We start from the raw sequence: 25,403 nt of genomic DNA, 5'->3' as shown, positions 1-25,403 counted from the left end.
CCGTCCAGCGCGTCACAGCTTGATGCACACGTTCTTCGGCTCGGTGAAGAAGCGCAGCGCTTCCCACCCGCCCTCGCGTCCCACGCCCGAATCCTTCACTCCACCGAACGGCGTGCGCAGGTCTCGCAGCATCCAGCAGTTCACCCAGACGATGCCGCTGTGCAGTCGGGACGCGAAGCGGTGCGCTCGCGTCACGTCCTTCGTCCACACGCTGGCCGCCAGGCCGTACTTCGTGGAGTTGGCCCACGCGAGCACCTCGTCCTCCTGGTCGAAGGGGATGATGCTGGCCACCGGCCCGAAGATTTCTTCCTGGTTGGTGCGGCACGCTGAGTCCAGGCCCTCGATGAGCGTGGGCTCCACGAACCAGCCCTCGCGGCAGCGGCCGGACAGGCTCGCGCGCCGGCCTCCCGCGAGGATGCGCCCGCCCTCCTGCTTCGCCAGGTCGATGTAGCCCATCACCTTGTCGAAGTGCTGCTGTGACACCAGCGCGCCCTGCTCGGTGCCGGCCTCCAGCGGGTCGCCGACCTTGAGCGCCCGCGTGCGCGCCACCAGCGCGTCCCTGAAGCGCTCGTAGAGGGGGCGCTGCACGAAGATGCGCGGGCCGCACAGACAGATTTGCCCCTGGTTGGAGAACGACGAGCGCACCGTCGTCGCCAGCGCCTCCTCGAAGTCGCAGTCCTCGAAGATGACGTTGGGGTTCTTCCCGCCCATCTCCAGTGACAGCTTCTTGAAGTTCGGCGCCGCCACGCGCGCGATTTCCGAGCCCACGCGGGTGCTGCCCGTGAAGGAGATGGCGGCGATGTCCGGATGCTGGCTCATGGCGGCGCCCACCTTGGGGCCCAGGCCGTGGACGACGTTGAGCACGCCCGGCGGCAGGCCGACTTCGCGGCAGACCTGGGACAGGAGATACGCCGTCATCGGCGTGACTTCGGAGGGCTTGGCCACCACGCAGTTGCCGATGGCCAGCGCGGGCGCGAGCTTCCACGTCAGCAGGTACAGCGGCAGGTTCCACGGCGAGATGCAGCCCACCACGCCCAGGGGCGAGCGCAGCGTGTAGTTGAGCGCCACGCCGTCGGTGGCGTGCGCCTCACTGGAGAACTGCGTCACCGCGTCCGCGAAGAACTCGAAGTTGAGGATGCTGCGCGGGATGTCCACGCTCGACGCGACGGACAGCGGCTTGCCGGAGTCGATGGACTCCGCGCGGGCGAAGTCGTCCAGGCGGCCCCGGATGGCGTCGGCCAGGCGGCGAATCAGGCGGGAGCGCTCGGCGGCGGGCGTGGCGGACCAGGCCGGGAAGGCGCGCGTGGCGGCCTCCACCGCGTGCTGGATATCCGTCGCGTCCGAGTCGGGCACCTGGGCGTACGTCTTCCCCGTCGCGGGCTCTGGCTTGTCCAGCCACTGGCCACCGCGGGCGGGCAGCAGCTCCCCACCGATGTAGTTGAGCACCTTCTCCATGGCTGGACCCTCCGTGCGTGCCCGCACCACGAGTCGCTCACGGGCGCCCGCCTCCTCGGTTGCCGAGAGGGAGGGGGACCGCGGGAACCCCGGTCGAACGGCGCGCAATGTACGCAACCGACGGAGCCGTCACCAGCATCACGGCAGGCGCACCCCACCATGTCGTCCGCTCGCGTCAAACGCATGACGGCCCAGGCTGTCCGGAGGGCAGGGGAGCAGTGAAGGCCCACGGGTGGCCGGAGGGGGTGAGGGGCCGGACGGGGTTGAACCCAAGGGGAGTCGAACATGCCGATGGAACCTGTCGCGCCCATGTCGCTGGAAGAGGCTCGCGCGGCGGAGGATGCGGACTCGAGGCAGCTCCTGTCGGCCGCGACCGTCGAAGAGGCGCTCGCCGTGCTCGTGGAGATCGCCCGCCGTCTGACGCGCGCCCACCAGGCGACCGTGGTGATGACGCCCACCGTCGGGAAGACGCGGGGGGCGAGCGTCACGTCGCTCTCACGGGCCTACGAGGTCTGGGGTGGCTACGCGGTGCCCTCCGGCGACGAGCCGGGTCGCACGGCGAGGGAGCGTCGCAGCGCGCGCGCGGAGCCCCGCGGCCGAATCTCCGCCTCGCTGCCCTCGGACGCCGGCGTGCTCTACCTCTTCGACCGGGAGGTGGGCGACTTCAGTCGCGAGGACGAGCTGGCCCTGCACCGACTCGCCCGGCTGGCGGGACTGGCGCTGGAGTCCGCGCGCCTGTTGCGTGAGGAGCAGCAGGCACGCTCGGAAGCGGAGGCCGCCGAGCAGCGCGCGGCCTTCCTCGCCGACGCCAGTCGCCTCCTGGCCTCATCCTCGCTGGACCCGAAGGCCACGCTCGACACGCTGGCCCGGCTCTGCGTGCCCATCCTCGCGGACTGGTGCTTCGTCGACATCGTGGACGAGTCGGGCACCGTGCAGCGCACGTCGGTGGCGCATGCCGAACCCGGCCTGGACGCGCTCGCCCGGCGCGTGCGGGACTTTCCTCCCGGGCCCGAGGGCAGCGCGCACCCCACCACCCGCGTGGCCCGTCAGGCCGAGTCCCTGCTCGTGGACAACATCGACGACGCGTGGTTGCGCGCCGTCTCCGTGAGCGAGGCCCACTTCGAGACGATGCGCGAGGTGGGCTTCCACGGAATCCTCGCCGTGCCGCTGCTCGCGCGAGGCCGCTCACTGGGCGCGCTCACCTTCCTCGCGGTGCGCCCCTCGCGCCACTACAACCAGACGGACTTGGAGACGGCGCAGGACCTGGCCCGCCGCGCCGCGCTCCTCGTGGACAACGCCCGGCTGTACCGCGAGGCGCGCCGCTCCGTGCGCCTGCGCGACGAGTTCCTCGCCGTGGCCAGTCACGAGCTGAAGACACCCCTCACCCCGCTCCAACTGCGCCTGCAGTGGCTGCGGCGGCAGACGCGCAAGGACCGGCCCTTCCTTCCCACGCCGCTGGTCGTCTCGCAGCTCGACGTCGTGCAGCGCCAGGTGGACAAGCTGTCGGGGCTCGTCCACGGACTGCTCGACGTGTCGCGCCTGTCCAGCGGTCGGCTGACGCTGCATCGCGAGGACGTGAATCTGGAGGCCGTGGCGCGCGAGGTGAAGGACCGGCTGGCGGTCCCCGCGAGTCAGGCCGGAAGCCCCGTGTCGCTGTCCCTCCAGGGCGACCTGCGCGGGCACTGGGACCGTGTCCGCCTGGAGCAGGTGCTCACGAACCTGCTCGCCAACGCGCTGAAGTACGGCGCGGGCCAGCCCGTGCACATCGCGCTTCGGGGCGAGGCGGACCGGGTGCTCTTGCGCGTGGAGGACTCGGGCATCGGCATCGCGCGGGAGTACCAGTCGCACATCTTCGAGCGCTTCGGTCGCGCCGTCAGCGAGCGCCACTACGGGGGACTGGGCCTGGGGCTCTACATCACCCGGCAAATCGTGGAGGCGCACGGCGGCGAAATCGGCGTGCGCAGCGAGCCGGACATGGGCAGCCGCTTCGAGGTCAGCCTCCCCCGGCACGAGAGCACCGCGTGAGTCCTCCCGCGCTCGGCTATAAAGGCGCTGGGAGGAAACAACATGTCACGCAAGGTGGCCCTCATCACCGGAGCCTCGGCTGGCCTCGGAGTGGATTTCGCGCGGCGCTTCGCCCGGGACGGGCACGACGTCATCCTCGTCGCGCGCGGCGCGGCGCGGCTGGAAGCGCTCGCCGCGACGCTGGAGAAGGAGCACGGGGTGAAGGCCCACGTGCTGCCCACGGACCTGTCCCAGCCCGACGCGCCCGAGCAGCTCTTCGCGCAGGTGGCCGAGCGCGGGCTGGAGGTGGAGTTCCTCGTCAACAACGCGGGCTTCGGCTCCTCGGGCCCCTTCCTGGACCAGGACGTGAAACGCGAGGCGGAGATGGTGCAGGTGAATTGCACCGCGCTCCTGAAGCTCACGCACCTGTTCGCCCGGCCCATGCGCGAGCGCGGCCATGGGCGCATCCTCAACGTGGCCTCCACCGCCGCCTTCCAGGCCGGGCCCTACATGTCCACGTACTACGCGACGAAGGCGTTCGTCGTGTCGCTGTCGGAGGCGCTGGCGTACGAGCTGAAGGGCACCGGCGTGACGGTGACGTGCTCCTGCCCCGGCGCGACACACACGGAGTTCGCGCAGAAGGCGGGCAATGACAAGAGCCGCCTGTTCCAGCGCTCCGGCGTGGCGAAGCCCGAGGACGTGGTGGAGCACGCCTACAAGGCGATGCTGCGCGGGCGGGTGCTGGCCATCCACGGCGCGCTCAACGGCCTGGCCGCCTTCATGGTGCGCTTCAGCCCGCGCTCCGCCGCGCGCGCCATCGCCGCGGGGCTCAACCAGCAGGCCTGAGCACACTCACGCCGATGGAGGGGCCGTGACACTTCGGAAGAAACGGAAGCGTCACGGCCACCCGTCCCACGGTCAGTTGAAGGTGGCGGTGAAGAGCAGCGAGAAGTGGGTGACGTTCCAGTCGTCCCCATCGTCGTTGTCGCTGCGGATGCGGCCCAGCGCCACCTCGCCGCCGATGCCCACCGCCCAGTTGTTGCTCACCCACCACTCCTTGCCCAGGCCAAAATGCAGGCCGACGCCGGAGTCCGTCTCCGCCTCGCGCTCGCCGTCCTGGGTGATGCTCAGCTGGTTGGCCACCACCGCGCCGGAGATGTAGAGGTTGACGGGCATGAAGTAGTACGTGGCGCCCACGCCGAGCGCGGCGTAGTTGCTGCTCACGTCGCCGTCGTCGTCACCCTCGATGGTGGTGTCGCCAAACTGGATGTCCGGGTTCGGCGTGGAGGTGCCGAAGAGCTTCCCGTAGATGATGAAGTTCTCGATGAGCGCGTAGCCCAGCTCCAGGTTGATGGTGGCGCCGGCGCCCTTGAGCGCCAGGTCAATCTCCTGCGCCTCGGAGTGGGTGTAGGCGATGCCGAGCTGACCGCGCAGGTAGAAGCCGTCGTGGGTGTGCCGCCCTGGGGTTTCGTCCGCGAACGCCGCCGAGGTCGGAAGAAGCACTGCCGCGAAGAGCCAGAAGAGTCGCATGATGGGAGTCCTTGCTTCGGAGGCCCGCCCCGGCCGGGGGCTGGAACCGGGGTTATGCAGCACGTTGGCCCGGTGAATCCAGTCCCCGGAAGCCCCGTGCTTCCGGTGCGCGCGGCTTATACCCCGACGCGGGACAACCTGCGCATCAGCCGCCTCGCCTGGGACCCCCGGCCGTGCTCTGCTGCGCCGCCCGGCGCGTCTGTCCGCGCTGAACCGACCTGGAGAGGGATGCAATGACGCAGACCGTGGACCCCTCGGAGCTGGCCCGACGCCTCGACGCCGCGCGGCGAGAGCGGCGCGAGGTACCGCCCCTCACCAACGAGCTGCCGAAGCTCACGCTGCCGGAGGCCTACGCCGTCCAGGAGGCGGGCCTCCAACTGCGCCTCGCCGACGGTGAGCGCGTCGTCGGCCTGAAGATGGGCCTGACGTCCGAGGCCAAGCGCCGGCAGATGAACCTGGACTCGCCCGTGTACGGCGTCCTCACGGACCGGATGCGCGTGGCGGCGGACGGGGTCATCGCCCTGGGCCAGGGCATCCACCCGAAAATCGAGCCGGAGATTGCCTTCCGCACCGCGCGCGAGCTGCGCGGGACGGTGACGCGCGAGGAGGCGCTGGACGCGTGCGAGTCCGTGTTCGCCGCGATGGAAATCCTCGACTCGCGCTACCGCGACTTCAAGTACTTCTCCCTGCCGGACGTGGTGGCGGACAACTCGTCCTCCTCGCTGTTCGTCCTCGGGGAAGAGGAGCACCCGCCGCGCTCGCTGGATTTGACGCGGCTGGAGATGAAGATGTCGGTGAACGACGCGCTGGCGCAGTCGGCCCGCTCGGACGCCATCTCCGGGGACCCGGTGTTGTCGGTGGTGCAGTTGTGCGAGCTGCTCGCGCTGCGCGGCCAGGTGCTCCCCGCCGGCAGCATCGTCCTGGCGGGCGCCGCCACGGTCGCGCACATGCTCCAGCCCGGAGACCGGGTGCGGCTCATCGTGGAGGGCCTGGGCTCCGTGGCGGTGTCGGCCGCGTAGCTCAGTGCATCCAGGACGACACGCCCGCGCTCGAGTGGCGCGGGCTCGTGTCGGCCTCTTCCCAGCGCACCGGGTAGCGGTCCCCGTGCTGGCGCAGGAACGCGTCCAGGCGCTTCAAGTCCAGCCGCTCCGGCATCGGGTAGCGCGCGGCCATCGCCCGCTTCACCGCGGGGTGGTAGCGGACGACGGCGGCGAAGTCGCGCGGATACTCCTGCTCGTCCACGCCCAGGAACTCACCCCGGTCCAAACCCCGGGAGAGCAGCTCCCGCCAGCGTTGCAGCGGCGCAAGGCCAATGGACTCCACGCCCCGGGAGCAGAGCATGAGGTACAGGGCTTCCCACGGCTCGGACGCGTCCAGGTAGTGCTCCAGCGCGCGCGCCGAGGGCCGCGTGTTGAGCACCATCCAGAACGGCACCGCGCCGCCGCGCAGCGCCCACCAGGGCTCCATCAGAATCGACGACTCCACCAGCAACCGCCCCAGCGGCATGTGCCTGTCGCGGTACCAGTGCCGGTACAGGTCCGCCACCAGCGGGCTGAGCGCCTCCGGCTCCGGATAGACGATGCGCCGCAGTCGCCAGCGTCGCTTGCGCGCCAGGCGCTGGAGGTCCTCGCTCAGCGCGGGCTCGTAACCCCACTCCGCTTCCGGGCTGTCGCTGTCCGGAGGCGGCGTGGGCCAGCGCGGACGCGGCGAGCCCTGGCGCCGCAGGTACGCCTCCACGCGCGGGCCGCCCAGGTAGTACTCGTCAGGGCTCGCGCCGCCGAGCGCCCCGTGCTGGAAGACGTGCCGCTCGCCCTGTCGCAGCGTCGGCCAGCGCAGCTCGCACTCGGACACGAAGAGGGTGGCGCCGGGCTCCAGCACGTCCTCCAGGAAGCGGACGTAGGCGACGCCCAGGCGTCGTCGCTTCACCCGGAAGTGCGTCAGCCCTCGCAAGAGGAGCCGGTCGTGGTTGGCGTCGTGCGTGTGGTGCAACTGGAGGTCTGGATGGGACTCCAGCAACCGGCGCGCGGGCTCTCGCGCGAAGTCCAGGTGCTGGAGCGGCTCGTCCACGGGCACGCGCCCGTCGTGACGCACGGCGAGCAGTTGCGTCTGGGGCAGCCACGGAATGCCCAGCGCCGCGCACAGGTGGACCAGGGCGCCGTTGGAGGAGCCCACCACGGCGGCCGGATAGCGTTGGCGCGGATAGCGGGCCACCACCCAGCGCGACAGGGCCTCCGCATCGAAGTGCGTCAGCGCGCGCGGCGTGAGGGCCTCGGCCAGTCCGCTGCGGACATAGGCGGCCTCGCGCCTCGGCACCGGGAGGCGGTTGACGACGGGGAGCAGCGCCTCGAACAGCGGGCTCGTGTGGCGGTGGGTGCCCAGCGCGGGAAAGTCGCGGCCGTGCAGGAAGCCCGCGAGCGCGCGCAGCATGGCGGCCGACGAGTCGAAGTCCGCGACGAAGCGGCGCGCCCTCATGGCGGCCCTGCTTCACACCCGGAGCGCTTCGGAGAATCCCAGCCGGGACTCCTCGCGTGCGGCAGGTCCATACCCCCTCCAGGGCGGTGACGCGTCCATCAGGAAGGTAGGCCCTGAAGGGTACCCGAGCAGGCCGCCGACACCGGCCTGCCCGCCTGAGGGCACAGGAGGCGTCCTGGCGTCGCTCAGGGCTTGGGCTGGCGCGTGGTGGGCGGCGGGTCCGCGGTCACTCGCAGGCCGTGGGCCGCATGGGCGCGCGAGCACGGCTGGAGCCGGGCCTCCGTGGGGCCCAGCGTCTCGAGCACGAAGGAGGAGTCCTTGTGCCGGGGCGGCGACTCCGGCCAGTGGCCCCGCTCGGCGCGCGCCAGGTCGACCTCCGCCAGGGTGATGAGCGCGTCGTGCTGGAGCTTGCGCAGGTCCAGTCGCTCGGCGTACTCGCCGTAGGTGGCGACGTGGGGCCCATGGATGGAGCCCAACTGCTCTTCCTCCTCGCTGGCTTCCATGAGGGCGAAGGCCCGCCGGCGCGCCGGAGTGGGCAGGTCCGCCGCGGTCGTCAGCGCGTCGAAGCCCTCCACCAGCGTCCACCACGCGCGTCGCGCCGCCAGGGGGCCGTCGTCGGAGGCCTCCGCGTCCCGCAGCTCCGGCGGCACGCAGTCCTGACTGCCCGAAGGCAGCGCGGCCAGGGCCTCGTCGGACAGCAGCCCCCGGAAGTGGACCAACTGCACCAGCGCCGATTCGTGCCGCAGCGTCATGGAGAAGGGCGCGAAGCCCTCGGCCAGCTTCACCAGCTGCGAAATCGCCAGCCGCTTGCGCTCCGTCGGCGCCGCGTCCAGCGCGTCCGCGCACGGCCGGTAGAGCACGCCGTGGCCCGTGGCGGAGAGCAGTTGCCCCTCCATCCCCCCGCCCAGCTCCAGCTCCCGGCTCAGCGCCAGCGCGTCCAGGCACGTGTCCAGCGCCGCCAGGGGCCGCCCCTCGGCGAGCTTCAGCCGCGTGTCCAGCGCGGCCAGGTTCACCACGTACATCAACGCGAACCTGCCGTTCGCGCGCGCCTGGGTGAAGGGCGCGAGCACCCCCAGGCTCCGCGGCAGCCCGCCGACCTCCGCGTGGGTCGCCGCCAGCACCTGCTCCAACAGGGGCCGCGCCCGCTCCAGCGTCTCGGCGCACGCCGAGGACAGCGCCGACGTCGGCAGCTTCCCGTCCGCCACGTCCCGGCAGGACTGCCCCAGCGTGGAGTCCGGCCCCGTGCCCGACTTCTGTCGCTCCTGGTACAGGTGCAACACGTCATCCAGCAGCGGCTCCAGGTGGCGGGCGAAGGTGCCCGGCCTCGGCGGATGCGCGTGCGAGGGCCGCGCATACCGCGCTTGCGTCAGCTCGTTCACCTCGCGCACCAGCCGCGCTTCCAGCGGCCCCGTACGCAACTTCACGTACGCCAGGCCCCCCGCGCAGGCGAGGAGGACGGCGAACACGCCTCCAGCGACTGTGACGAGAGAGCGATGAGAAGTCATGAGGGGGAGTAACGCGGGCCGAAGCCTCGCACGAAACCCCGGCTCCAGGGATTTCCACCCATCCTTGGATAGGATTCACTGCCAGTCCGGGCTCAGCCGGCGCTGCGGCGGGGGGCGACGAAGCCGTGGCCCAGGCGTTTGAGGAGGTGTTCGGCCAGGGCGCGGGCCTGGGTGCGAATCTCCGGCACGGCCGTGGTCTCCCACAGCTCTCCGCGCCGCAGGGGGCCCAGGGTGAAGAGGCGGCCCCCGGCATGTCCGCGCGCGTCCAGCAGCGCCCCGTGGCGGTCGGTGTCCAGGCCCAGGCCGAGCGCATCCGGGCGCACCCGGCCCGCCTCCGCCAGGTGCTTGAGCAGCGGGTGACCATGGCGGGTGACAGAGCCCTCCGGCCCCGTGCAGTTGACCACGTGGTGGACCTGGAGCTGCTCCTCCCGCCGCTCGCCCCGGCGCCGCACGCTCACCCGCACCGTGCCGGAGTCGTCCAGTTGGAAGCCGCGCACCCGGGCCGCGTACAGCGCGAGCCGGCCCTGGGCCCTGAGCCGCTCCACCCCGTCGCCGACATCCGGCGCCATCCGGTGGCGGTGCACGTCCCAATAGGCGCGAAGGTGCCGCAGGAAGCGCTTGCGCTCTCCGTCATCCAGCCGCTGCCACAGGGGCACCGTCACGGGCCGCAGCGCGTCCACCACCGCGCGCCAGCTCGCCCCGGCCTGGGTCGCCAGACGCACCTCGTGGCGGAGGACACGCAAGAGCGCGCGCACCCTCACGGGGATGGGATGGGAGGGCTCCGGAGCGCGCAGTCCCTCGCGGCGCAGCGCGCGCAGCACGTCGCGGATGCCGGGCGACGCATACGTCCCCGGGGCCGCCGCGCGCGGATGACGGTGCGGCAGGAGCCCGTGCCGCGACAGCGCGTGCAGCGGGCCCTGGTGCCCCATCTGCTCCAGCGACAGCACGGCGTCCACCATGGTGAGGCCCGTGCCGATGAGCAGCACCGCGTCGTGCTCGCCAATGCCCGCCAGCGCATCCGGTGCCCACGGCGAGCGGTGATAACGCGGGCTCGCATACAGTCCGCCGTCCGCCACGCGCAGGTCCGCGGGGCTCGCGTTGCCCAGCGCCAGCACCACCGTCCGCGCGACGAGCTCTCCGCCACTCCGCGTCGACAGCGTCACCAGTCCGCCATGCTCCCGGGTGGACGTCACCTCGCCTGGCAGCGTCCCCAACTGGACGCCCGGCGGAGCGCGCGCGACGGTCTCCTTCAGCACGGCCTCCAGGTACTGGCCGTAGCGCAGGCGAGGGACGAAGTCGCCGGCCTCCGTGTCGGGTGTTTCCTGGCGCAGCCAGCGCAGGAAGTGCTCGGGCTCGTCCGCGAAGGCGCCCATCCGCGAGGCGGGGACGTTGAGCAGGTGACGCTGACTCCGGGTCGAGTAGGCAAGCCCCTGTCCCACCCGCCCGCCGCGCTCCACCAGGAGAATCCGGAACGGCGCGCGCGCTTGTCGCAAGAGGTGGATGGCCAACAACGTTCCGCTGGCCCCGCCCCCCACCACCGCCACGTCCCAAGGGCTGCTCTGAACTTGCACGCGGCAATCCTATGTCCGCTCCCGTCCAGCGGCATCCGTGGATGTGCGTGGACAATCGAATGCCAACCCCTGGTCGCGGTACGAGAGCGTGTCCACACTCCCACGCACATGCCGGGAGGAGCCATTGCGCGAGCGCCCCAATGAAGACTGGGACGGAGAAGTCCCGGACGCGAGAAGCCTGCTGGGCTGGCCCCTGCCTGAGCGACGCGGGTCCATTCCCTCGCTGTCGTGGCTGGTGGAGAGGCTTCGCGACAGCCGGCCTGACTGGGGGCTGCTGGAGTCGTTCGTCGAGTTCGACCCCGCGCGCTACGTGCGCAAGACGCTGGCGAAGACGCGGGCGTGCGAGCTGCTGCTGGTGTGCTGGGGCCCGGGCCAGGGCTCGCTCGTCCATGACCACGGGGGCTCGTCGGGTGTGTCCCTGCTGGTGCGAGGCGAGCTGCGGGAGACGCGCTACGCGTGGGCTGGAGACAGGCTGGTGCCCGACGTGTCCGTGCGCGCGGCGGAGGGCGACCTGCTGCTCGAGGAGTCGGACACCATCCACCGCGTCCTCAACACGTCGCGACACGGCGCCGTGTCACTGCACCTCTATGCGCCGCCGATGGAGGGCATGACGCCCTACGACGACCAGGTGGCGTCGCTCAAACCGCCGCGTCCAGCTGACGTGGGGGCTGGGCGAAGGCGCCGGCCACGGGCAGGGTGACGCGGAAGATGCTGCCCTGACCGGGCGCGCTCTCCACCGTCAGCGTGCCGCCCAGGGACGTGACGATGCCGTGGCACACCGCGAGGCCCAGGCCGGTGCCCACGCCCAGGGGCTTGGTGGTGAAGAACGGGTCGAAGATGCGCTCGCGGTGCTCGGGGGAGATGCCGCAGCCGGTGTCTCGCACCTCGACGGCGACGCGGCCGGGCATCGCCTCGCGCGCCACGACACGCACCTCGTTCACCTCCACCTGACCGGGGACGATGGCCTGCGCCGCGTTGAGCAGCAGGTTGAGGAACACCTGCCCCAGCCGCGAGCCGTTGCCCTGCACGGGCGGCACGCCGTCACACTCGACGACGAGTCGCGCGCGGTGCCGCAGCTCATGCATGGCCATCTTCGCCGCCGTGCGCACCACCGCGCCCACGTCCGAGGGCCCGCTGCCCACGTCCTCCGAGCGCGACAGCGTCTGCAAGTCACGCACGATGAGGCGGATGCGCTCGGCGCCGTCGCGCGTCTCCGCCAGCGCCTCCAGCACCTCCTGGCGCTCGCGCTCGGGGAGCTGCTCCTTCTGCTGGAGCTCCTGGTGGATGTACTCCAGGTTGCTGAGGATGAAGGCGAGGGGGTTGTTGATTTCGTGCCCGACACCCGCGGCGATGCGGCCCAGGGCGATGAGCCGGTCCGCGAAGAGCAGCTGCGCCTGGGTGGCGTGCAACTGCTCCAGGCTGCGGGACAGCTTCGCGTTGGCGGCCTCCAGCTCCGCGGTCCGCTCCCGCACCGTCTCCTCCAACCGCCTGCCCGACTCGCCGGCCTCGCGGGTGAGGTCCGTCCCTGGACGCTCCACTCCGTGCGGAAATCCCGCGCGAGTCTGGAAGGCGCGGCGCAGCGTGCCGCGCCGTTGCGCCACCGCTGACATCAACAGCACCCTGGCTCGTAGCGTCATCACGTCGCGGTCCCGGCGTCAGGTGTCCGTCCCGAGTGCTGCGCGCGGAGGCGGAGCGGACCTTCCCAGTCAACACCGCCGGGCCGTGTCGGGCAAGGAGCCGATGTCGGCCCGCGCGAGGGTGGGTGCCCGTCCAGATGGTTAGTCGACGCCCGCGCTCCCGGCGGACTCCGACAGCGTTGGCGAGTGGAAGGTCCGCGTGTCACCGCGCCGGTGTGGGTGCTTCTCGGAGGTGGGGATGGGAGGCCCCGCTCTGCTCCGGCGCTCGCGCGCGACTGCTCAACGTCACCGCGAGCACCGAGGGCAGCCAGCGCCGCGCCCACCACCCCACGCCGCCCACCAGGCAGACCCCCACGCCCAGTGCCAGCAGGGCGCGCGGTAACTCGATGGCGCGACGCGTCCGCGTCACCGGCCGCGCCCGGACCACGAGTCTTGGCGGCTCCGCTTCGGCCAGGGGCTCGACGGTCTGAATCGCGGGCAGCCTCCCGGAGTGGCTGGAGCGCCGTCCTCGCGACGGGGTCCGCTGGCTTGGGCCGTCGGGTGGGAGCTCGGCGGCGTCCGGGAACAGCGGCTGCTCCCACGCCGCGTCGGCGCTGGCGAGCGCGGTCTCCAGGGCCTCGCACCAGGTTCTCGCGGTGCCCCGGCGCCAGGGCTGCTTGGAGAGCAGCCGCAGACACAGCTCGCTGAGTTCCCACGGCACCCGGGGGTTGAGCACGTACGGCGTCACCGGAGGGTGGTGGATGACGGCCAGTTCTCCCTCGGGTGTCTCGACCTGCTCGAAGGGGTAGCGCGCGGTGAGCATCCAGTAGAGGACGACCCCGAGCGCATACAGGTCATCCGCGCTGGTGGCCGGGTACACGCCGTCGCGGCGCTCGCGGCGGAAGGCCAGGGCCTCCGGGCTGCGGTAGCGCGGGGTTCCGGGGGGCAGCACGCCGCGCGGAAGTCGGGGCGCTCCGGAGTAGTCCCCCACGCCGAAGTCCATCAACACCGGCGTGCCGTCCTCCTCGCGCACCACCACGTTGGCTTCCTTGATGTCGCGGTGGAGCACCTGCGCCGCGTGCGCGGCCTCCAGTCCTCGCGCCATCCCCAGCGCCAGTCGCGCCGCGCTCCGTGCCCCGGGGTTCTCCTCTTCCACCCACTGGGCCAGCGGGCGCCCGCGCACGTACTCCATCGCCAGATAGAGCCACTCGGGCGCCTCCGGCGGGAACAGGCCGCCGTCGCGGAAGCCCACCACGTTGGGGTGCGCCAACCGCGTCAGGATGGCCACCTCGCGCCGGGCCCAGCCGCCCAACTGCGCCAGCGACTGGAGCTTGAGCGCCACGGCCTGTCCGTCGCGAGTGGCCCGATACACCACGCCGCAGCCGCCCGCGCCCAGCAGCCCTTCCACCGTGTAACCGGCGATGTCCGTGCCCTCGGGCGCGTCCAGGACGTGAAGACCGTTCATGCCACCTCCCGTGTCCGGCCCGACCTCGGGAATGGGGAGAGATTAACACCACCCAGGGGGATGTCCCCACCGGCGGGGGCCCGGGGGGCCCGACACGCCGGCGCGGACTGTGTCGTGGAAGACCAACGGTCCGCCCTCAGGGGCACGTGCCACAATCCGCGCGGCAGCTCAACGCGGTGGTGTCCGTGCCGCAGCGCTCGGTGAACTGACAGATGCCGTCGCCGCAGCGATAGATTTCCTGCGAGCGAATCCGCGCGGTGATGGGGCGGTACGACTTCCCGTTGTACGCGCAGCTCTCGTAGTAGGGCTGGGGCGTGGTGCCGACGACCGCGGGCTGGCACAGCGTGGCGCACATGCCCACGTGGGTGATGGGAGGGCACGCCTGCGTGGGGCCCGACGCCAGTCCACACGTGCGCGGGGTGCTCTTGTCCGCGGACAGGTAGGGCTGGTCATTGGCCGCGAAGACGCCGGTGCCGTCGAACAGGTTGCCGAAGAAGCACGCCTCCTGCTGGTTGTACGTGGCCAGCTCCTCCGCCGTGTAGGGGATGGGCGCGTTCGTTTGGGACGTGGTGAGGCCCAGCACGGAGATGGGCACGTGGAGGCCGTACTTGTTCGCGTGCGCCGCGAGGCAGGCGGAGACCACCTGCTGCTCCACCTCCGTCGCCGGCAGCCCCGAGGCCCAGCGCGGCGCCAGCCCCAGCGCTCCGAGCCACATGTGTGTGATTCCCGTCACCGGATTGGTGAACTGGCGCGCCACCCCCGCCTGCACCGCGCACGTCACCACGTAGGCCATCACCGAGTCCGCCGTCGCCGGATCCTGGTTGAACCAGGTCACGAAGCCATTCGTGGACAGGCCATTTGTCGACAGGCCATTGGTGGACAAGCCATTCGTGGACAGGCCATTCGTGGACAGGCCATTCGTGGACAGGCCATTTGTCGACAGGCCATTCGTCGACACCTGGCTTTGTCGCAGGTGTCCAAGGTCATCCCCCACCGGTTCCACCCCCACGCCACAGGCCCCTGTTCCAAGCGCCAGACTCAGGAGCCCCGCGAGCCATCCCCGGGCGTGGAGTTGGAGAGCGGTGGTGTGACGACGCGACGGCGAAGCTGGTGTGCGGTGCATGCTTTTCCCCCGTGTGTGGCAGTCAGCGTTCGCTGACCACCTTGCCGCCCACCTGTTTCAGCACTCCCAAAGAATGCCGCTGTAACTGATGGGTTCGACAAGATTTGCCGGGGTTTCAGGCTTTTGCATGCCGCATGGGAAATAATTTTCCTATGGAAGCTGAATCACAACAGTCAGGCTGTAAGGTCCAGGACTCAGGCAGTCCTGGATGAAATGGAATCAACGGATGTCTGTGATTTCCGGGAGGCCTAGATTGGTTCCGGGAATTCCAGGGACAAGGCCGCCGCGGGGGTGAGGGCGAAGCCCTCGGGTCCGCGCAGTCGCCAGGCGCCCACGTCGGTGACGGGGCCTCCCACGACTTCGGACTCTCCGGTGTCGCCGCGCGTCTCGGCCTGGCCCAGGTGCAGGCACAGGTGGACGCGGGCATCCACGGGGTCGGCGAGCTTCTGCGCGGCCTGCTGGAGGATGCGCAGGGAGCGCTCGGCCTCGCGCAGGTACGCGGTGCGCTCCGGCGTGGGCGCCCCGTTCTCCAGGGGGCGCACGGCCAGCAGGGTGGTGCCGGACTGGAGCGCGAGCAGGAAGCCGCCGCCGCGCAGGCCCTGCTCGAGTCCGTCCAGCACATCCGCGAGCACGGCGTACATCGCGTCGTCGTCCTGGGCGGCGGAGGGCAGCATCACCTCCGCGTGGACGGCGAGCGCCAGCCGGGAGCGGTTCGCGGGCTGCACGGGCTCCTCCGCGGCGTCGGCGAGCGAGGCGAGGAAGGCGCCCACGCTGCTGAAGCGCCGGCTGGCGTCCTTCTCCAGACAGCGCAGCACCACCGCGTCCACGGCGGGGGACACCGGGGCGATGGCGCTGGGCCGGGGCGCGGGGGCCTCCAGGTGCAGCCGCTCCAGCTCCATCCGGTCCTCGCAGAGGAACGGGTAGCGGCCGGTGAGCAACTGGTGCAGCAGCACGCCCAGCGCGTAGATGTCCGTGTACGGGCCAATGGTGGAGCCGCGGAACTGCTCGGGGGCCATGGCGTGCGCGGTGCCCAGCCGCTGGCCGGCGATGGTGAGGCCCTCCTGCGAGGGCTCCGCGTGCATCAGCTTGGCGATGCCGAAGTCGAGCAGCTTCACCCGGGGCTTCTCGCCCTCCTCCACGACGAGGATGTTGCTGGCCTTCAAGTCGCGGTGGACGACGCCGGCGCGGTGCGCGGCCTCCAGCGCGCCGCACACGGGCTCCAGGTAGGCGCGCGCGCGGGACGCGGAGAGCCGGCCGCGCTCCTGCACCACCTGGCCCAGCGTCCGGCCCGCGAGCAGCTCCATGACGTAGTAGGGGCTGCCGTCCGGCATCAGCCCGAAGTCATAGACATCCACGATGTTGGGGTGGCGAATCTGGTTCACCACGCGGGCCTCGCGCACGAAGCGCTTGAGCATCTCGCCCTGATCCGCCAGGTGGGGATGCAGCACCTTCACCGCGGCGCGGCGGCCCAGAATCCGGTGCTCGGCTTCGTAGACGCTGCCGTGTCCACCGGAGGCGAGCAGGGCCTTGAGGATGTACTCGCCCGCAAGCGTGCCAGGGCCCCGTTCACCTCGGCCCGCATCGCCACGCCCTCGCTCGGAGCCATGCAGATCCGCCCGTGCCTGGATGCGGAACGTGCTCTCGGAGTCGGCCGCCATGTGTGGTCAGCACCCTACCACCCACCCTGGAGCCCTGCTGCATGCCCCGGGCCCGAAGCGACCGCCGCGTCGCGCCAATCCCCGCCATGCGTTCACCACCCATCACCTCGGGTGGGGTGCGTGGGGGCAGATGTTGCCTTGCGAATGCTCGGACGCCCCAACACCCCGGGTGGTTGGACGCCGTGGCTGGGGACTGCTGGATTCTCGGGACGTGACATCACGCGTGCGAGTCGGGGCAGGTCGGGTGGACGGAAGCGGCGCGTGGTGCCGGGGGGCCTCTTGATGACGACATTGGATGACCTCACGACCTGCGCCGGCATGGCGCTGGCTCCGCCTTCCTCGACGGGTGCCTGCCTCATCCTCATCAGCACCACCACGCCCGCGGCCATCGGCAAGGCGTACCGGCTGGAGCCCGGCGAGCACATCATCGGCCGAGGCTCCGAAGCCACGGTGCGCATCGACGACCACGGCGTCTCGCGCAAGCATGCCCGCATCATCCGCGCGCTCGACGGGGGCTGCCACGTCACGGATTTGGAGTCGACCAACGGCACGCTGCTCAACGGCACGCCCATCGCCACGGCGGAGCTTCAAGAGGGAGACCGGCTCCAGATTGGCACCGTCACGGTGTTCCGCTTCTCCAAGCGGGAGCTCTTGGAGCAGCGCGAGGAGCAACTGCGGCAGGCGTTGTCCGCCGCGCGCGTGGGCATCTGGGATTGGAACGCGCAGAGCGGCCGGGTGACGTGGAGCGAGCAGGTGGACCGGCTGTTGGGGCTGGCGGTGGGAAAGCTGTCCGGCCGCGCCATGGAGCTGGAGGAGGTGGTGCACCCCGGCGACCTGCCGCGCGTGCGAGAGGCCCTGTCCACCGCGCTGGAGAAGAAGACGCAGGTGGACGTGGAGTACCGCATCGAGCCGCAGGGCAGCGGGTGGCGGTGGATTTCCTGCAAGGGTGATGTGCTGTGCGACGCGTCGGGCATGCCGGCGCGGGTGACGGGCACGGTGATGGACATCACCGCGCGCAAGCAGGCCGAGCAGGAGCTGAACCGTCAGGCGCTCATCTTCGAGAGCATCTACGACGGCGTGGTGATTACCGATTTGGGCGGCGGCATCATCGACTGGAACGCCAGCGCGGAGCGGATGTTCGGCCGCAACAAGACGGAGGCGCTGGGACAGACGCTCTTCCGCGTGCTGCATCCGGAGGAGCCGGACCGGCTCACCGGCATGGTGCTCGCCGCGCTGGAGAAGCAGGGGCGGTGGACGGGGGAGCTGGAGTTCAAGCGCCACGACGGCACCACCTGCTGGTGCGAATCCGTCGTCGTGCCGCTGCGCGACAGCGAGGGGCGCACCATCGCCAACATCATGGTCCACCGCGACACGTCCGAGCGAAAGCAGCTCCAGGCGCACCTCGTCGTGGCGGACCGGCTCGCGTCGGTGGGCACGCTGGGCGCGGGCGTGGCGCACGAAATCAACAACCCGCTGGCCTACATGCTCGTCAACCTGCACCTGGTGCGCGAGGGGCTGGAGCGGATGGAGAGCCAGGTGCCCGCGGCGGCCATCGCCTCGCTCCAGCAGTTGGTGCGCGAGACGACCGAGGGCGCCGAGCGCATCGCCACCATCGTCCGCGACTTGAAGGTCTTCGCGCGCGGCGAGCAGGAAGTGCGGCTGATGCCGGTGGACGTGCGCCGCGCGGTGGAGCTGGCGTGCAAGATGGCGGACAACGTCATCCGCCACCGCGCGCGGCTGGTGACGGAGTTCGAGCCGGTGGCCCCGGTGGAGGCCAGCGAGTCGCGGCTGTGCCAGGTGTTCCTCAACCTGCTGCTGAACGCGGCGCAGGCGATTCCGGAGGACCGCTCGCCGGAGCACGAGCATGAAATCCGCGTCGTCATCCGCGCGGGAGACCGCGGCCGGGTGCTGGTGGAGGTACGGGACACGGGCATGGGGATGTCGCCCGAGGTGATGGACCGCATCTTCGACCCGTTCTTCACCACGAAGCCCGTGGGCGTGGGCACGGGGTTGGGGCTGTCCATCTGCCACGGCATCATCGAGTCGATGGGCGGCTCCATCCATGCGGAGAGCGACCCGGGCAAGGGGAGCACCTTCCGCGTGGTGTTGCGCGCGGCGACGCGGGAGCTGGAGGTGCTGCCGAGGCTGACGGCGGTGGTGGCCGTCAATGCGCGGGCGCGCATCCTCGTCGTGGATGACGAGCCGAACGTGACGCTGGCGCTCCAGCGCTCGCTGGCGGCGGACCATGAGGTCGCCACGGCGAACAGCGCGCAGGCGGCGCTGAGGTTGCTCAACGAGGGCAGCCGCTTCGACCTCATCCTCTGCGACGTGATGATGCCGGGGATGACGGGCATGGACCTGTACCACGAGCTGGGGCGCAGCGTGCCGGAGCAGGCGGGCCGCATGGTGTTCATGACGGGCGGCGCCTTCACCCCGCGCACGGTGTCCTTCCTGCGCGACGTGCCCAACCTGAAAATCTCCAAGCCGTTGGACCTCACCCAGCTCCGGGAGTTGGTGGGTCGTTCAGCGGAGGCGGGCAGATGAGCAGTCCCCTGGAACCCATCGTGTCCTCCACTCCTGTTGTCCCCGAGGTCGCCGGCGAGACGCGTCTGGCGGCGGTCTCCGATGAAGCACCGTCCCCTGTCCGCGAGCCGAGGGAGGGGACCGCGCGTGCGCTGGGGATGGGGCTCGTCGTCGGCGCGCTCCTGGCTGTCACCAACGTGTCCATGGGGTTGAAGTTGGGCTGGTGGGAGAGCGGCTCCGTCACGGCGGCGGTGCTGGGCTTCGGTGGCCTCGCGGCGGTGTCTCGCAGGCGCGGCTCGCCGTACACGCCGCTGGAGAACAACCTCACGCAGGTGACAGCGGTGTCGGTGGGCGCGATGCCGGCGGCCGCGGGGCTCCTGGGGCCTTTGCCCGCGCTGATGCTGCTGGGGTTGGACGTGCCCGGCGTGGGAGTAGCGGTGTGGAGCGTGGCGCTGGGGGTGCTCGGTGTGCTGGCGGCGCACCTGTTGCGGCGGCGGTTGATGGAGGAAGAGGCGCTGGCCTTTCCCACCGGCATCACCACGGCGGAGCTCATCACCGCGATGCATGCCTCTGCGCCCGAGGAGAATCGCGGGCGCGGGGTGTGGTTGGCGGTGGCGGCGGGGGTGTCCGCGGCAATCACGGCGGTGCGCGATGTGCTCCAGAAGCTGCCCGGAATGGTGGCGGCGCCGGGCTCGGTGGGCGGGGTGTCGACCGCGTCGCTGACGTGGGGGCTGGCGTGGAGTCCCATGCTGCTCGCGGTGGGGATGATGGCGGGGCTGCACCTGGGCTTGAGCATGCTGGCCGGGGCGCTGGTGGGGTGGGGCGTGCTCGCGCCGTGGCTCTTGAATACGGGCGCGGTGAAGGACGCCACCTATGACTCCCTGCTTGGCTGGCTCACGTGGCCGGGCGTGGGGTTGCTGGTGGGCTCGGCGGTGGTGTCGCTCGCGGCGCAGGCTCGGGACTTCTGGGGCGCTGCGAAGGATTTGGGCTCACTGAAGCGGAGTGGAACGCTCCCTCGGTGGGCGTGGCTGTGTGGCGGCGCGGCGGCGGTGGTGACGCTGGCGCTGGGCGTGGGCCTGTTTGGGATGAGCGTGCCGCAGGTGTTGCTGGCGCTGGTGGTGTTGCTGCCGCTGTGCGCGGTGTGCGCGCGTGGCGCGGGACAGGTGGATGTGTCGCCGGTGACGCAGGTGGGGCAGCTCTCGCAGGTGGCGGCCGGGGTGCTGCTGCCTGGGGCGGTGGCGCCGAACATCGCGGTGGGCGGTGTGGTGTCCGGGGCGGCGGCGCAGACGGGCGTGAGCATGTGGGCGCTCAAGGCGGGGCACCTGCTGGGGGCCTCGCCACGGAGGATGCTCGGGGCGCAGTTGGTGGGAGTGCTGGCGGGTTCGCTGGTGAGCGTTCCGGCGTATCTGCTGCTGACGCGAGCGTATGGATTGGGCTCGGAGGCGTTGCCCGCGCCGTTCTCACATCAGTTCCGCGCGGTGGCGGAGCTGGCGGTGAAGGGGCTCGCGGGCCTGCCGCCGAACGCGGCGCTGGCGGGTGGCGTGGCGGCGGGTGTCGGCGCGCTTTTGACGCTGTTGGCGCGAGGTCGGGCGGCGCGGTGGATGCCTTCACCGGTGGCGATGGGAATCGGCTTCATCCTGCCCGCCTACTTCGCGGTGACGCTGTGCCTGGGTGGAGCGATGGCGGCGGTGGCGCGGTGGCGTTGGCCGCACGCGACGGGGCGCAATGTTCCCGCGCTGGCGGCGGGAGCGATTGCCGCGGAGTCGCTCGTGGGCGTACTCATCGGCGCGCTCAAGTTGCTGGGCTTCATGGCGTAGCGGGCACTTCACGTCGGAGGGGCGTTGTCCCGAGCACGCTCCAGCGAGCGGCGGATGCGCGCTTCCATGAGATTGGGCAGCCGCGAGGCGAGCTGGAGCGCGTCCGTCAGGATGCGGATGGCTTCCTCTCGCTCACCCCGGCGCAGCGCCGCCAACCCCATCATCTCCAGCACCTCGAGCGGCTCCTGCTCCACGGACACCTGGGCGGACCACTCCCGCAGCGTGTGCCATGCCTCCGCCGTGGCGTCGCGCGTGGCCAGCTCCACCATGGCGAAGAGCACCTCCTCCGACGGGCTCAACTCCACTCCGTTGCGGCCCTCCGACAACACCTGCCGCACCTGCGCGAGCAACTCGCGGGCCCGCGCCTGCCGTCCCAGCCACGCCATGGTGCGCGCCTGGAGCAGCAGGGCCCACGGACGTGGCGCCACCTCCGGGTGCCGGCGCTCCAGCGTGATGGCCCGGGTGATGTGCGGCGTGGCCGCGTCGACGTCTCCCGCCTGGTAGTGCAGCTCACCCAGGTTGTGCTCGGCGAAGTACTCCCAGCCCACCATGCCCAGCTCGCGTCCCAGGTGCATGAAGCGCTCCTGGTCCTTCAACGCGTTGGCCAAATCCCTGCGAGCCACCCACAGGTTTCGGCGGTTGTTGATGGCACTGCCCAGGTGGAACAGGTCGCCACGCTCGGTGCACGCGGCGACGACCTCCGACAGCACCCGGTCCGTCTCGTCGATGTCGCCCAGGTTGGGGAGCATCACGGCCAGCAGCAACTGGGACACCACCTGCGTCTCATAGCCCGCGTCGCCCAGGCGCCGGGCAATCTCCGCCGCCGCCTCCAGGGGCTCGCGGGCTTCCTGCCACTCGCCCTTGCGGAACAGCGCGCGGCCCACCGCCAGGAGCAGCCGGCCCTGCACATAGGCCGAGCCCACACGGGCCGCCTTCGCCTGCGCCTCCAGCGCGCGAGCCTCGCTGGCGGGATAGTCATTCACCCAGTCCAGCGCCATGGCCTCGTCGAGCAGCAGCTCCACCTCCGTGCGAGTGTCACCCAATCGTTGGGCTCGCTCCCGAGCGGCGGCGAAGTCCGCCAGCGAGTCGTCATACCGGCCGATGCGGATGCGCATCAGCCCGCGTCCTCGCAGCGCGGTGAGGCAGCGCAGTTCGTCCGTGCTCTCCAGCAAATCCAACGCGCGCGTGTACATGGCCTCCGCGTCGAGGAACGCGTGGCGTCCGCGTGCGGACTCGGCCAGGTCGATGGAGAGCGCGGCGGCCTCGTCGCGCAGGTCCGCGGCGGCGGCATGCAGGGCCAGCCGAGGCAGGCGCTGCCGCTCGCTGGCCCCGGTGGGCCCCAGGAAGTAGCGGTAAGCCGCGCGGTGGATGCGCTGGCGTTCGGCGGCGGGGAGGGTGGCGGCGACCGCGTCGCGCAAGAGCTCGTTGCGGAAGCTCAGTCCTTCCAGGCGGTGGGACACCAGCAGTCCGGAGTCCAGCAACCTGCGAGTCGCATGGCCCGCATCCAGCGGGAAGCCACCGGCCGCGCCGTCGCGCTCCAGCTCCCGCACCACGCCCTCCGCCGTGGCGGCGGTGAAGTCCGTGCCCAGCAGGGCGCACAGCCGGGCATGCGCGGCGAGCGTCGGCGGCAGCGCCCCCAGCTCGCGGTCCGCCAGCCACTCCACGAGCCGCAGCTCGGGCACCTTCTCCACGCCGTCGGTGACGAGGTACCAGCTCCCGCCCGGAGCGCGCTGGCGGACCAGTCCCTGGCGCTTGAGGCCGCGCACCAGCTCCACCATGTAGAGCGGCACGTGCTGGGCGCGCTCGACGATGCGGTCCACCGCCTGCGCCGGCACGTTCTCCACCGGCTTGAGGAGCATGCGGCACAGTTCCTGCGCCTGCTCCGCCCCCAGCGCGCGCAGGGTCACCGTGGACTGTCGGGCCGCGCGAGTGCCCCACAGTGGCCGGCTCTTCTCGAACCCCGGGCGCGCCAGCACACACACCCAGATGGGGACGCTCGCCTCGGCGAGACACGCGTACTCCAGCGCATCCAGCGCCGTCTCCTCCGCGAAGTGCGCGTCGTCGATGACCAGACACAGCGAGCGCTCGCGTGCGGTGGCGGCCAGCAACTCACCCGTGGCGCGCATGGCCAGGGAGCGCAGCGCACCCGGCGCCGCCGCCCAGCTCTGCAGCTCCGGCCCGCCCGGCGCATACCACCCCAGCGTCGCGGCCACGCCCGGCCACAGCTCCGTGCCCAGCGTGGGCCCCAGCCGCTGCATGATGGACGCGCGGCCCTGCTCCTCCGTGTCCGTGTTGTCGCTCTCGAAGGCGTTGAGCGCGCAGCGCAGGAGCGTGCGCAGCGTACCGTCCGGGTCGCCCTGGACCGGCTCGCGTGAGCGCGTGGTGTAGATGCGAGTCAGTGGCAACTGCATCTGGAGTTCGCGAGCGAGCGCCGCGGCGAGGTGGCTCTTGCCCAGCCCTCGCTCGCCCATCACGGTGACCAGCGTCGGCGCCGCTTCGCCCACCGCCGCGCGGGCGCTGTCCAACAGCGAGGTCAGCTCTGCCTCGCGGCCGACGAGCACCTCGCTGCCCAACTGGAGCACGGTGATGTCTGGGCGAGGCGCGGCGCCAGGGGACGCGGGACGCAGCAGTCCGGGATGGCCGGGCACCTCCGTGCAGGGCACCTCTGGCACGGCCTCCGCGGCGGCGGGAGACAGCAGGAGCCCATGGGTCTCCGGGCCAATGGGGTAGCGGTCCGCGCGGGAGAGGATGGCGCCCAGGTAGCGAGGGGTGCCGGTGGGACGGCGCTGGACGGTGACGGCGGACACGTCCACCAGGGCGCTCGCGGCCAGTCCCCGGTCGGCCAGTCCCTCCGCGGCGCGCATGGCCCGGCGCACGGGATTTTCTCCCACGTCCGGGTCGAACACGGCGGCGATGCGCGGCCCATCCGTGAAGGCCAGATGCCCACCGTAGGAAGCGAGCCCCTTCTGCAGGCTGACGGGGTTGGCGCGGGACGTCAGGAAGAGCACGGCGACCGAGCGGCGCACCTGCGCGGGCCGAGGCTCACCGGGCGCGGTGGGACGGGGCGTGACGGGCTCGTGGGGTCGGTGCGCGTGAGTGAAGGCCTCACGCAGCGCGGTGCCGAGCGCCGTGGCGTCCTCGGGTCTGCGCGCGCGCTCCTTGGCCAGACATCGCAGTACGACTTCCTCCAGCGCCGGAGGCACGGGCGCGAAGTCGGAGGGCGGAGGCGGGCGCAGGGCCAGGTGTGCCTGGAGCACGTCCGGCGTGGGGCCGAAGAAGGGCGGCCGACCGGTGAGCATCTCGTAGAGCAGCACGCCCAGCGCGTACACGTCCGTGCGCGCGTCCACGTCCGAGTTTCCCGCGCACTGCTCCGGCGCCATGTACTCCGCGGTGCCGGCGAAGCCAGACGAGTCGCTTGTCGTCGCGCCCTCCCCGGGCAGGGCCGAGCCCTCCAGGGGAGAGGTTCCGCGCACCAGGCCGAAGTCGAAGACACGCACCTGCCCGCCGCCGTCCTCGTTCAGGAAGAGGTGCTCGGGCTTCAAGTCGCAGTGCGCCAGCCCTCGCGCGTGGACGTGGGCCACCGTGTCCGCCACGGACAGGGCCAGGGCGGCCAGCTCCTGGGCCGGCACGGGCCCCGCGGCGCGCGCCAGCCGCTCCGCCAGGGTGGGCAGCGGGACGTGCTCCATGACGAGGAATCGAATGCCTTCGGAGAGCACGCCCACCTCGTACAGCGCGGGCACGGTGGGCGGCCCCAGGGTGCGCAGCGCCTCCGACTCCCGGACGAGCTGCGCGCGGGCCAGGGCATTGCCGGTGCGGGCCAGCTTGATGGCCACGCGCTGCTGGTCCGTCTCACGCCGGGCGCCCAGCAGCACGCCGAAGCCGCCGCGCGCCAGCACCCCTTCGACGAGGTAGCCGGGGATGAGTGGTGGAGGGGGCTCGGCGGACGACGCACGTCCCGCCCCGTCGACAGGTGAGTTCGGCGGGCACGGCGCGTGGGAGCCTTCCCAGCGCCGCCCACATGTCTGGCACCGCGGCACGCGGCAACTCTACGCCAAATGCAATGGGGATTCAGGACACCCCCTGGAAACCCCGGGGGTCGGTCTCGCATCACCTGGACTCCAGGGCCTCTTGCTGGCGCGAACGCACGTTCATTGCCCCGCCCGGGTGGCGATGCTGTCATGCCGCCTTCCCCGAGGAGGACCGCGTCCCGTGAGCCTGGCGAAGAAGCTGAACCTCAAGCAGGACATGAAGGCCCGAGTCCTCGGCAAGCCCAAGGGGGTCGACCTCGACGATGTCGTGACGACTTCCTCCGTGAAGGCGGAAGGGCTGCTGCTCTTCGTGACGCGGATGGAGGACGTGGACACGAAGTGCGCGCCCGTCATCGCCGCGGCGAAGGAGGACCGCGTCGCGTGGGTGGCGTACCCAAAGGCGGGGCAGCTCGACACGGACCTCAACCGGGACATCCTCGCCAGGCGCCTGGAGCAGGAGGGAATCCAGGCCGTGCGACAGGTGGCCATCGACACGGTCTGGAGCGCCCTGCGCTTCCGCCCGGGGACGTGAGCGCGCCCGCGCCGAGGTGTCGGAATTTCGTCGTGATGAAGGGATGCTTCCCGTGGCGCGAGGAGCGGCGTGTTTGACTGGCCGCTCTTCTCGTTCCTGGAGGT

The 25,403-nt window shown here is 71.4% G+C and carries 17 protein-coding genes; 7 read left to right on the top strand and 10 right to left on the bottom strand.

All coding sequences use genetic code 11. From position 1 onward, the window contains the following. Positions 1 to 12 precede the first annotated feature (12 nt). Positions 13 to 1,455 (bottom strand): aldehyde dehydrogenase, encoded by a 1,443-nt coding sequence (locus HUA75_RS31230; protein ID WP_174488462.1) that lies wholly within the window; start codon positions 1,453 to 1,455, stop codon positions 13 to 15. A gap of 285 nt (positions 1,456 to 1,740) precedes the next feature. Between HUA75_RS31230 and HUA75_RS31225 the strand changes: the two genes are divergently transcribed. Then, a complete protein-coding gene (locus HUA75_RS31225) occupies positions 1,741 to 3,480 on the top strand; it encodes a HAMP domain-containing sensor histidine kinase (protein ID WP_174488461.1) in 1,740 nt (579 codons plus the stop codon). A 42-nt stretch (positions 3,481 to 3,522) separates the two neighbouring features. Next, positions 3,523 to 4,305, top strand: coding sequence for an SDR family oxidoreductase (locus HUA75_RS31220; protein WP_141645124.1), 783 nt, complete (start codon positions 3,523 to 3,525; stop codon positions 4,303 to 4,305). Positions 4,306 to 4,377: 72 nt separating this feature from the next. Here the strand turns inward: HUA75_RS31220 and HUA75_RS31215 are convergent, their stop codons facing one another. Beyond that, the gene (locus HUA75_RS31215; RefSeq protein ID WP_174454450.1) at positions 4,378 to 4,989 is read right to left on the bottom strand and encodes an outer membrane beta-barrel protein; all 612 of its coding nucleotides are present in this window, start codon (positions 4,987 to 4,989) and stop codon (positions 4,378 to 4,380) included. 233 nt (positions 4,990 to 5,222) lie between these two features. Here HUA75_RS31215 and HUA75_RS31210 point away from each other — a divergent pair, with 233 nt between their 5' ends. Next, the gene (locus tag HUA75_RS31210; RefSeq protein WP_141645123.1) at positions 5,223 to 6,008 is read left to right on the top strand and encodes a 2-keto-4-pentenoate hydratase; all 786 of its coding nucleotides are present in this window, start codon (positions 5,223 to 5,225) and stop codon (positions 6,006 to 6,008) included. 1 nt (position 6,009) lies between these two features. Here the strand turns inward: HUA75_RS31210 and HUA75_RS31205 are convergent, their stop codons facing one another. From HUA75_RS31205 to HUA75_RS47790, 3 genes are all read right to left on the bottom strand, one after another. After that, positions 6,010 to 7,461, bottom strand: coding sequence for a hypothetical protein (locus HUA75_RS31205; protein WP_174454452.1), 1,452 nt, complete (start codon positions 7,459 to 7,461; stop codon positions 6,010 to 6,012). A gap of 185 nt (positions 7,462 to 7,646) precedes the next feature. Beyond that, complete coding sequence (locus HUA75_RS31200; protein WP_141645121.1) at positions 7,647 to 8,927, bottom strand: hypothetical protein; 1,281 nt, start codon at positions 8,925 to 8,927, stop codon at positions 7,647 to 7,649. Positions 8,928 to 9,058: 131 nt separating this feature from the next. After that, positions 9,059 to 10,537 carry an FAD/NAD(P)-binding protein gene (locus tag HUA75_RS47790; RefSeq protein WP_174488460.1) on the bottom strand — a complete coding sequence of 493 codons (1,479 nt, stop codon included), beginning with the start codon at positions 10,535 to 10,537 and terminating at the stop codon, positions 9,059 to 9,061. Positions 10,538 to 10,661: 124 nt separating this feature from the next. On the opposite strand from HUA75_RS47790, the gene HUA75_RS31190 reads away from it, so the two are divergent. Continuing rightward, positions 10,662 to 11,237: a cysteine dioxygenase family protein gene (locus tag HUA75_RS31190; RefSeq protein ID WP_141647408.1), complete on the top strand. Its 576-nt coding sequence runs from the start codon at positions 10,662 to 10,664 to the stop codon at positions 11,235 to 11,237. On the opposite strand, the gene HUA75_RS31185 is transcribed toward HUA75_RS31190, so the two are convergent. The 4 genes from HUA75_RS31185 to HUA75_RS31170 all read right to left on the bottom strand — a co-directional run bounded on the left by HUA75_RS31185 (position 11,176) and on the right by HUA75_RS31170 (position 16,399). Further along, entirely contained in the window at positions 11,176 to 12,174 is a 999-nt protein-coding gene (locus tag HUA75_RS31185; RefSeq protein ID WP_141647419.1) for a sensor histidine kinase, read from the bottom strand. The two genes, HUA75_RS31190 and HUA75_RS31185, sit on opposite strands and share 62 nt — an antisense overlap. Positions 12,175 to 12,376: 202 nt before the next feature. Next, positions 12,377 to 13,618, bottom strand: coding sequence for a serine/threonine-protein kinase (locus HUA75_RS31180; protein ID WP_174488459.1), 1,242 nt, complete (start codon positions 13,616 to 13,618; stop codon positions 12,377 to 12,379). Between the two features lie 136 nt (positions 13,619 to 13,754). Next, on the bottom strand, positions 13,755 to 14,741 hold the full coding sequence (locus HUA75_RS31175; protein WP_174488458.1) for a hypothetical protein: 987 nt from the start codon (positions 14,739 to 14,741) through the stop codon (positions 13,755 to 13,757). A gap of 248 nt (positions 14,742 to 14,989) precedes the next feature. Beyond that, positions 14,990 to 16,399: a serine/threonine-protein kinase gene (locus tag HUA75_RS31170; RefSeq protein ID WP_141647411.1), complete on the bottom strand. Its 1,410-nt coding sequence runs from the start codon at positions 16,397 to 16,399 to the stop codon at positions 14,990 to 14,992. Positions 16,400 to 16,681: 282 nt separating this feature from the next. Here HUA75_RS31170 and HUA75_RS31165 point away from each other — a divergent pair, with 282 nt between their 5' ends. Next, positions 16,682 to 18,943: a PAS domain S-box protein gene (locus tag HUA75_RS31165; protein WP_141647412.1), complete on the top strand. Its 2,262-nt coding sequence runs from the start codon at positions 16,682 to 16,684 to the stop codon at positions 18,941 to 18,943. Then, positions 18,940 to 20,739: an OPT family oligopeptide transporter gene (locus tag HUA75_RS31160; RefSeq protein WP_141647413.1), complete on the top strand. Its 1,800-nt coding sequence runs from the start codon at positions 18,940 to 18,942 to the stop codon at positions 20,737 to 20,739. The genes HUA75_RS31165 and HUA75_RS31160 overlap by 4 nt, the downstream gene beginning before the upstream one ends. An 8-nt stretch (positions 20,740 to 20,747) precedes the next feature. Here the strand turns inward: HUA75_RS31160 and HUA75_RS31155 are convergent, their stop codons facing one another. Next, positions 20,748 to 24,776, bottom strand: coding sequence for a protein kinase (locus HUA75_RS31155; protein ID WP_174488457.1), 4,029 nt, complete (start codon positions 24,774 to 24,776; stop codon positions 20,748 to 20,750). A 172-nt stretch (positions 24,777 to 24,948) separates the two neighbouring features. Between HUA75_RS31155 and HUA75_RS31150 the strand changes: the two genes are divergently transcribed. After that, a complete protein-coding gene (locus HUA75_RS31150; protein ID WP_371746234.1) occupies positions 24,949 to 25,299 on the top strand; it encodes a hypothetical protein in 351 nt (116 codons plus the stop codon). Positions 25,300 to 25,403: the final 104 nt, after the last annotated feature.

Source organism: Myxococcus sp. CA040A (assembly GCF_013336725.1).
Taxonomy (GTDB): Bacteria; Myxococcota; Myxococcia; order Myxococcales; family Myxococcaceae; genus Myxococcus; species Myxococcus llanfairpwllgwyngyllgogerychwyrndrobwllllantysiliogogogochensis.
The sequence above is the reverse complement of the archived record's forward strand: the minus strand, read 5'-3'. Positions and strand labels throughout refer to the sequence as shown.

Coding starts and splice junctions, on each gene's coding strand:
- HUA75_RS31180 (WP_174488459.1), bottom strand. CDS start 13,618: ATGAACGGTCTTCACGTCCTGGACGCGCCCGAGGGCACGGACATCGCC.
- HUA75_RS31210 (WP_141645123.1), top strand. CDS start 5,223: ATGACGCAGACCGTGGACCCCTCGGAGCTGGCCCGACGCCTCGACGCC.
- HUA75_RS31215 (WP_174454450.1), bottom strand. CDS start 4,989: ATGCGACTCTTCTGGCTCTTCGCGGCAGTGCTTCTTCCGACCTCGGCG.
- HUA75_RS31170 (WP_141647411.1), bottom strand. CDS start 16,399: ATGGCGGCCGACTCCGAGAGCACGTTCCGCATCCAGGCACGGGCGGAT.
- HUA75_RS31165 (WP_141647412.1), top strand. CDS start 16,682: ATGACGACATTGGATGACCTCACGACCTGCGCCGGCATGGCGCTGGCT.
- HUA75_RS31160 (WP_141647413.1), top strand. CDS start 18,940: ATGAGCAGTCCCCTGGAACCCATCGTGTCCTCCACTCCTGTTGTCCCC.
- HUA75_RS31220 (WP_141645124.1), top strand. CDS start 3,523: ATGTCACGCAAGGTGGCCCTCATCACCGGAGCCTCGGCTGGCCTCGGA.
- HUA75_RS31230 (WP_174488462.1), bottom strand. CDS start 1,455: ATGGAGAAGGTGCTCAACTACATCGGTGGGGAGCTGCTGCCCGCCCGC.
- HUA75_RS31205 (WP_174454452.1), bottom strand. CDS start 7,461: ATGAGGGCGCGCCGCTTCGTCGCGGACTTCGACTCGTCGGCCGCCATG.
- HUA75_RS31175 (WP_174488458.1), bottom strand. CDS start 14,741: ATGCACCGCACACCAGCTTCGCCGTCGCGTCGTCACACCACCGCTCTC.
- HUA75_RS31225 (WP_174488461.1), top strand. CDS start 1,741: ATGCCGATGGAACCTGTCGCGCCCATGTCGCTGGAAGAGGCTCGCGCG.
- HUA75_RS31185 (WP_141647419.1), bottom strand. CDS start 12,174: ATGACGCTACGAGCCAGGGTGCTGTTGATGTCAGCGGTGGCGCAACGG.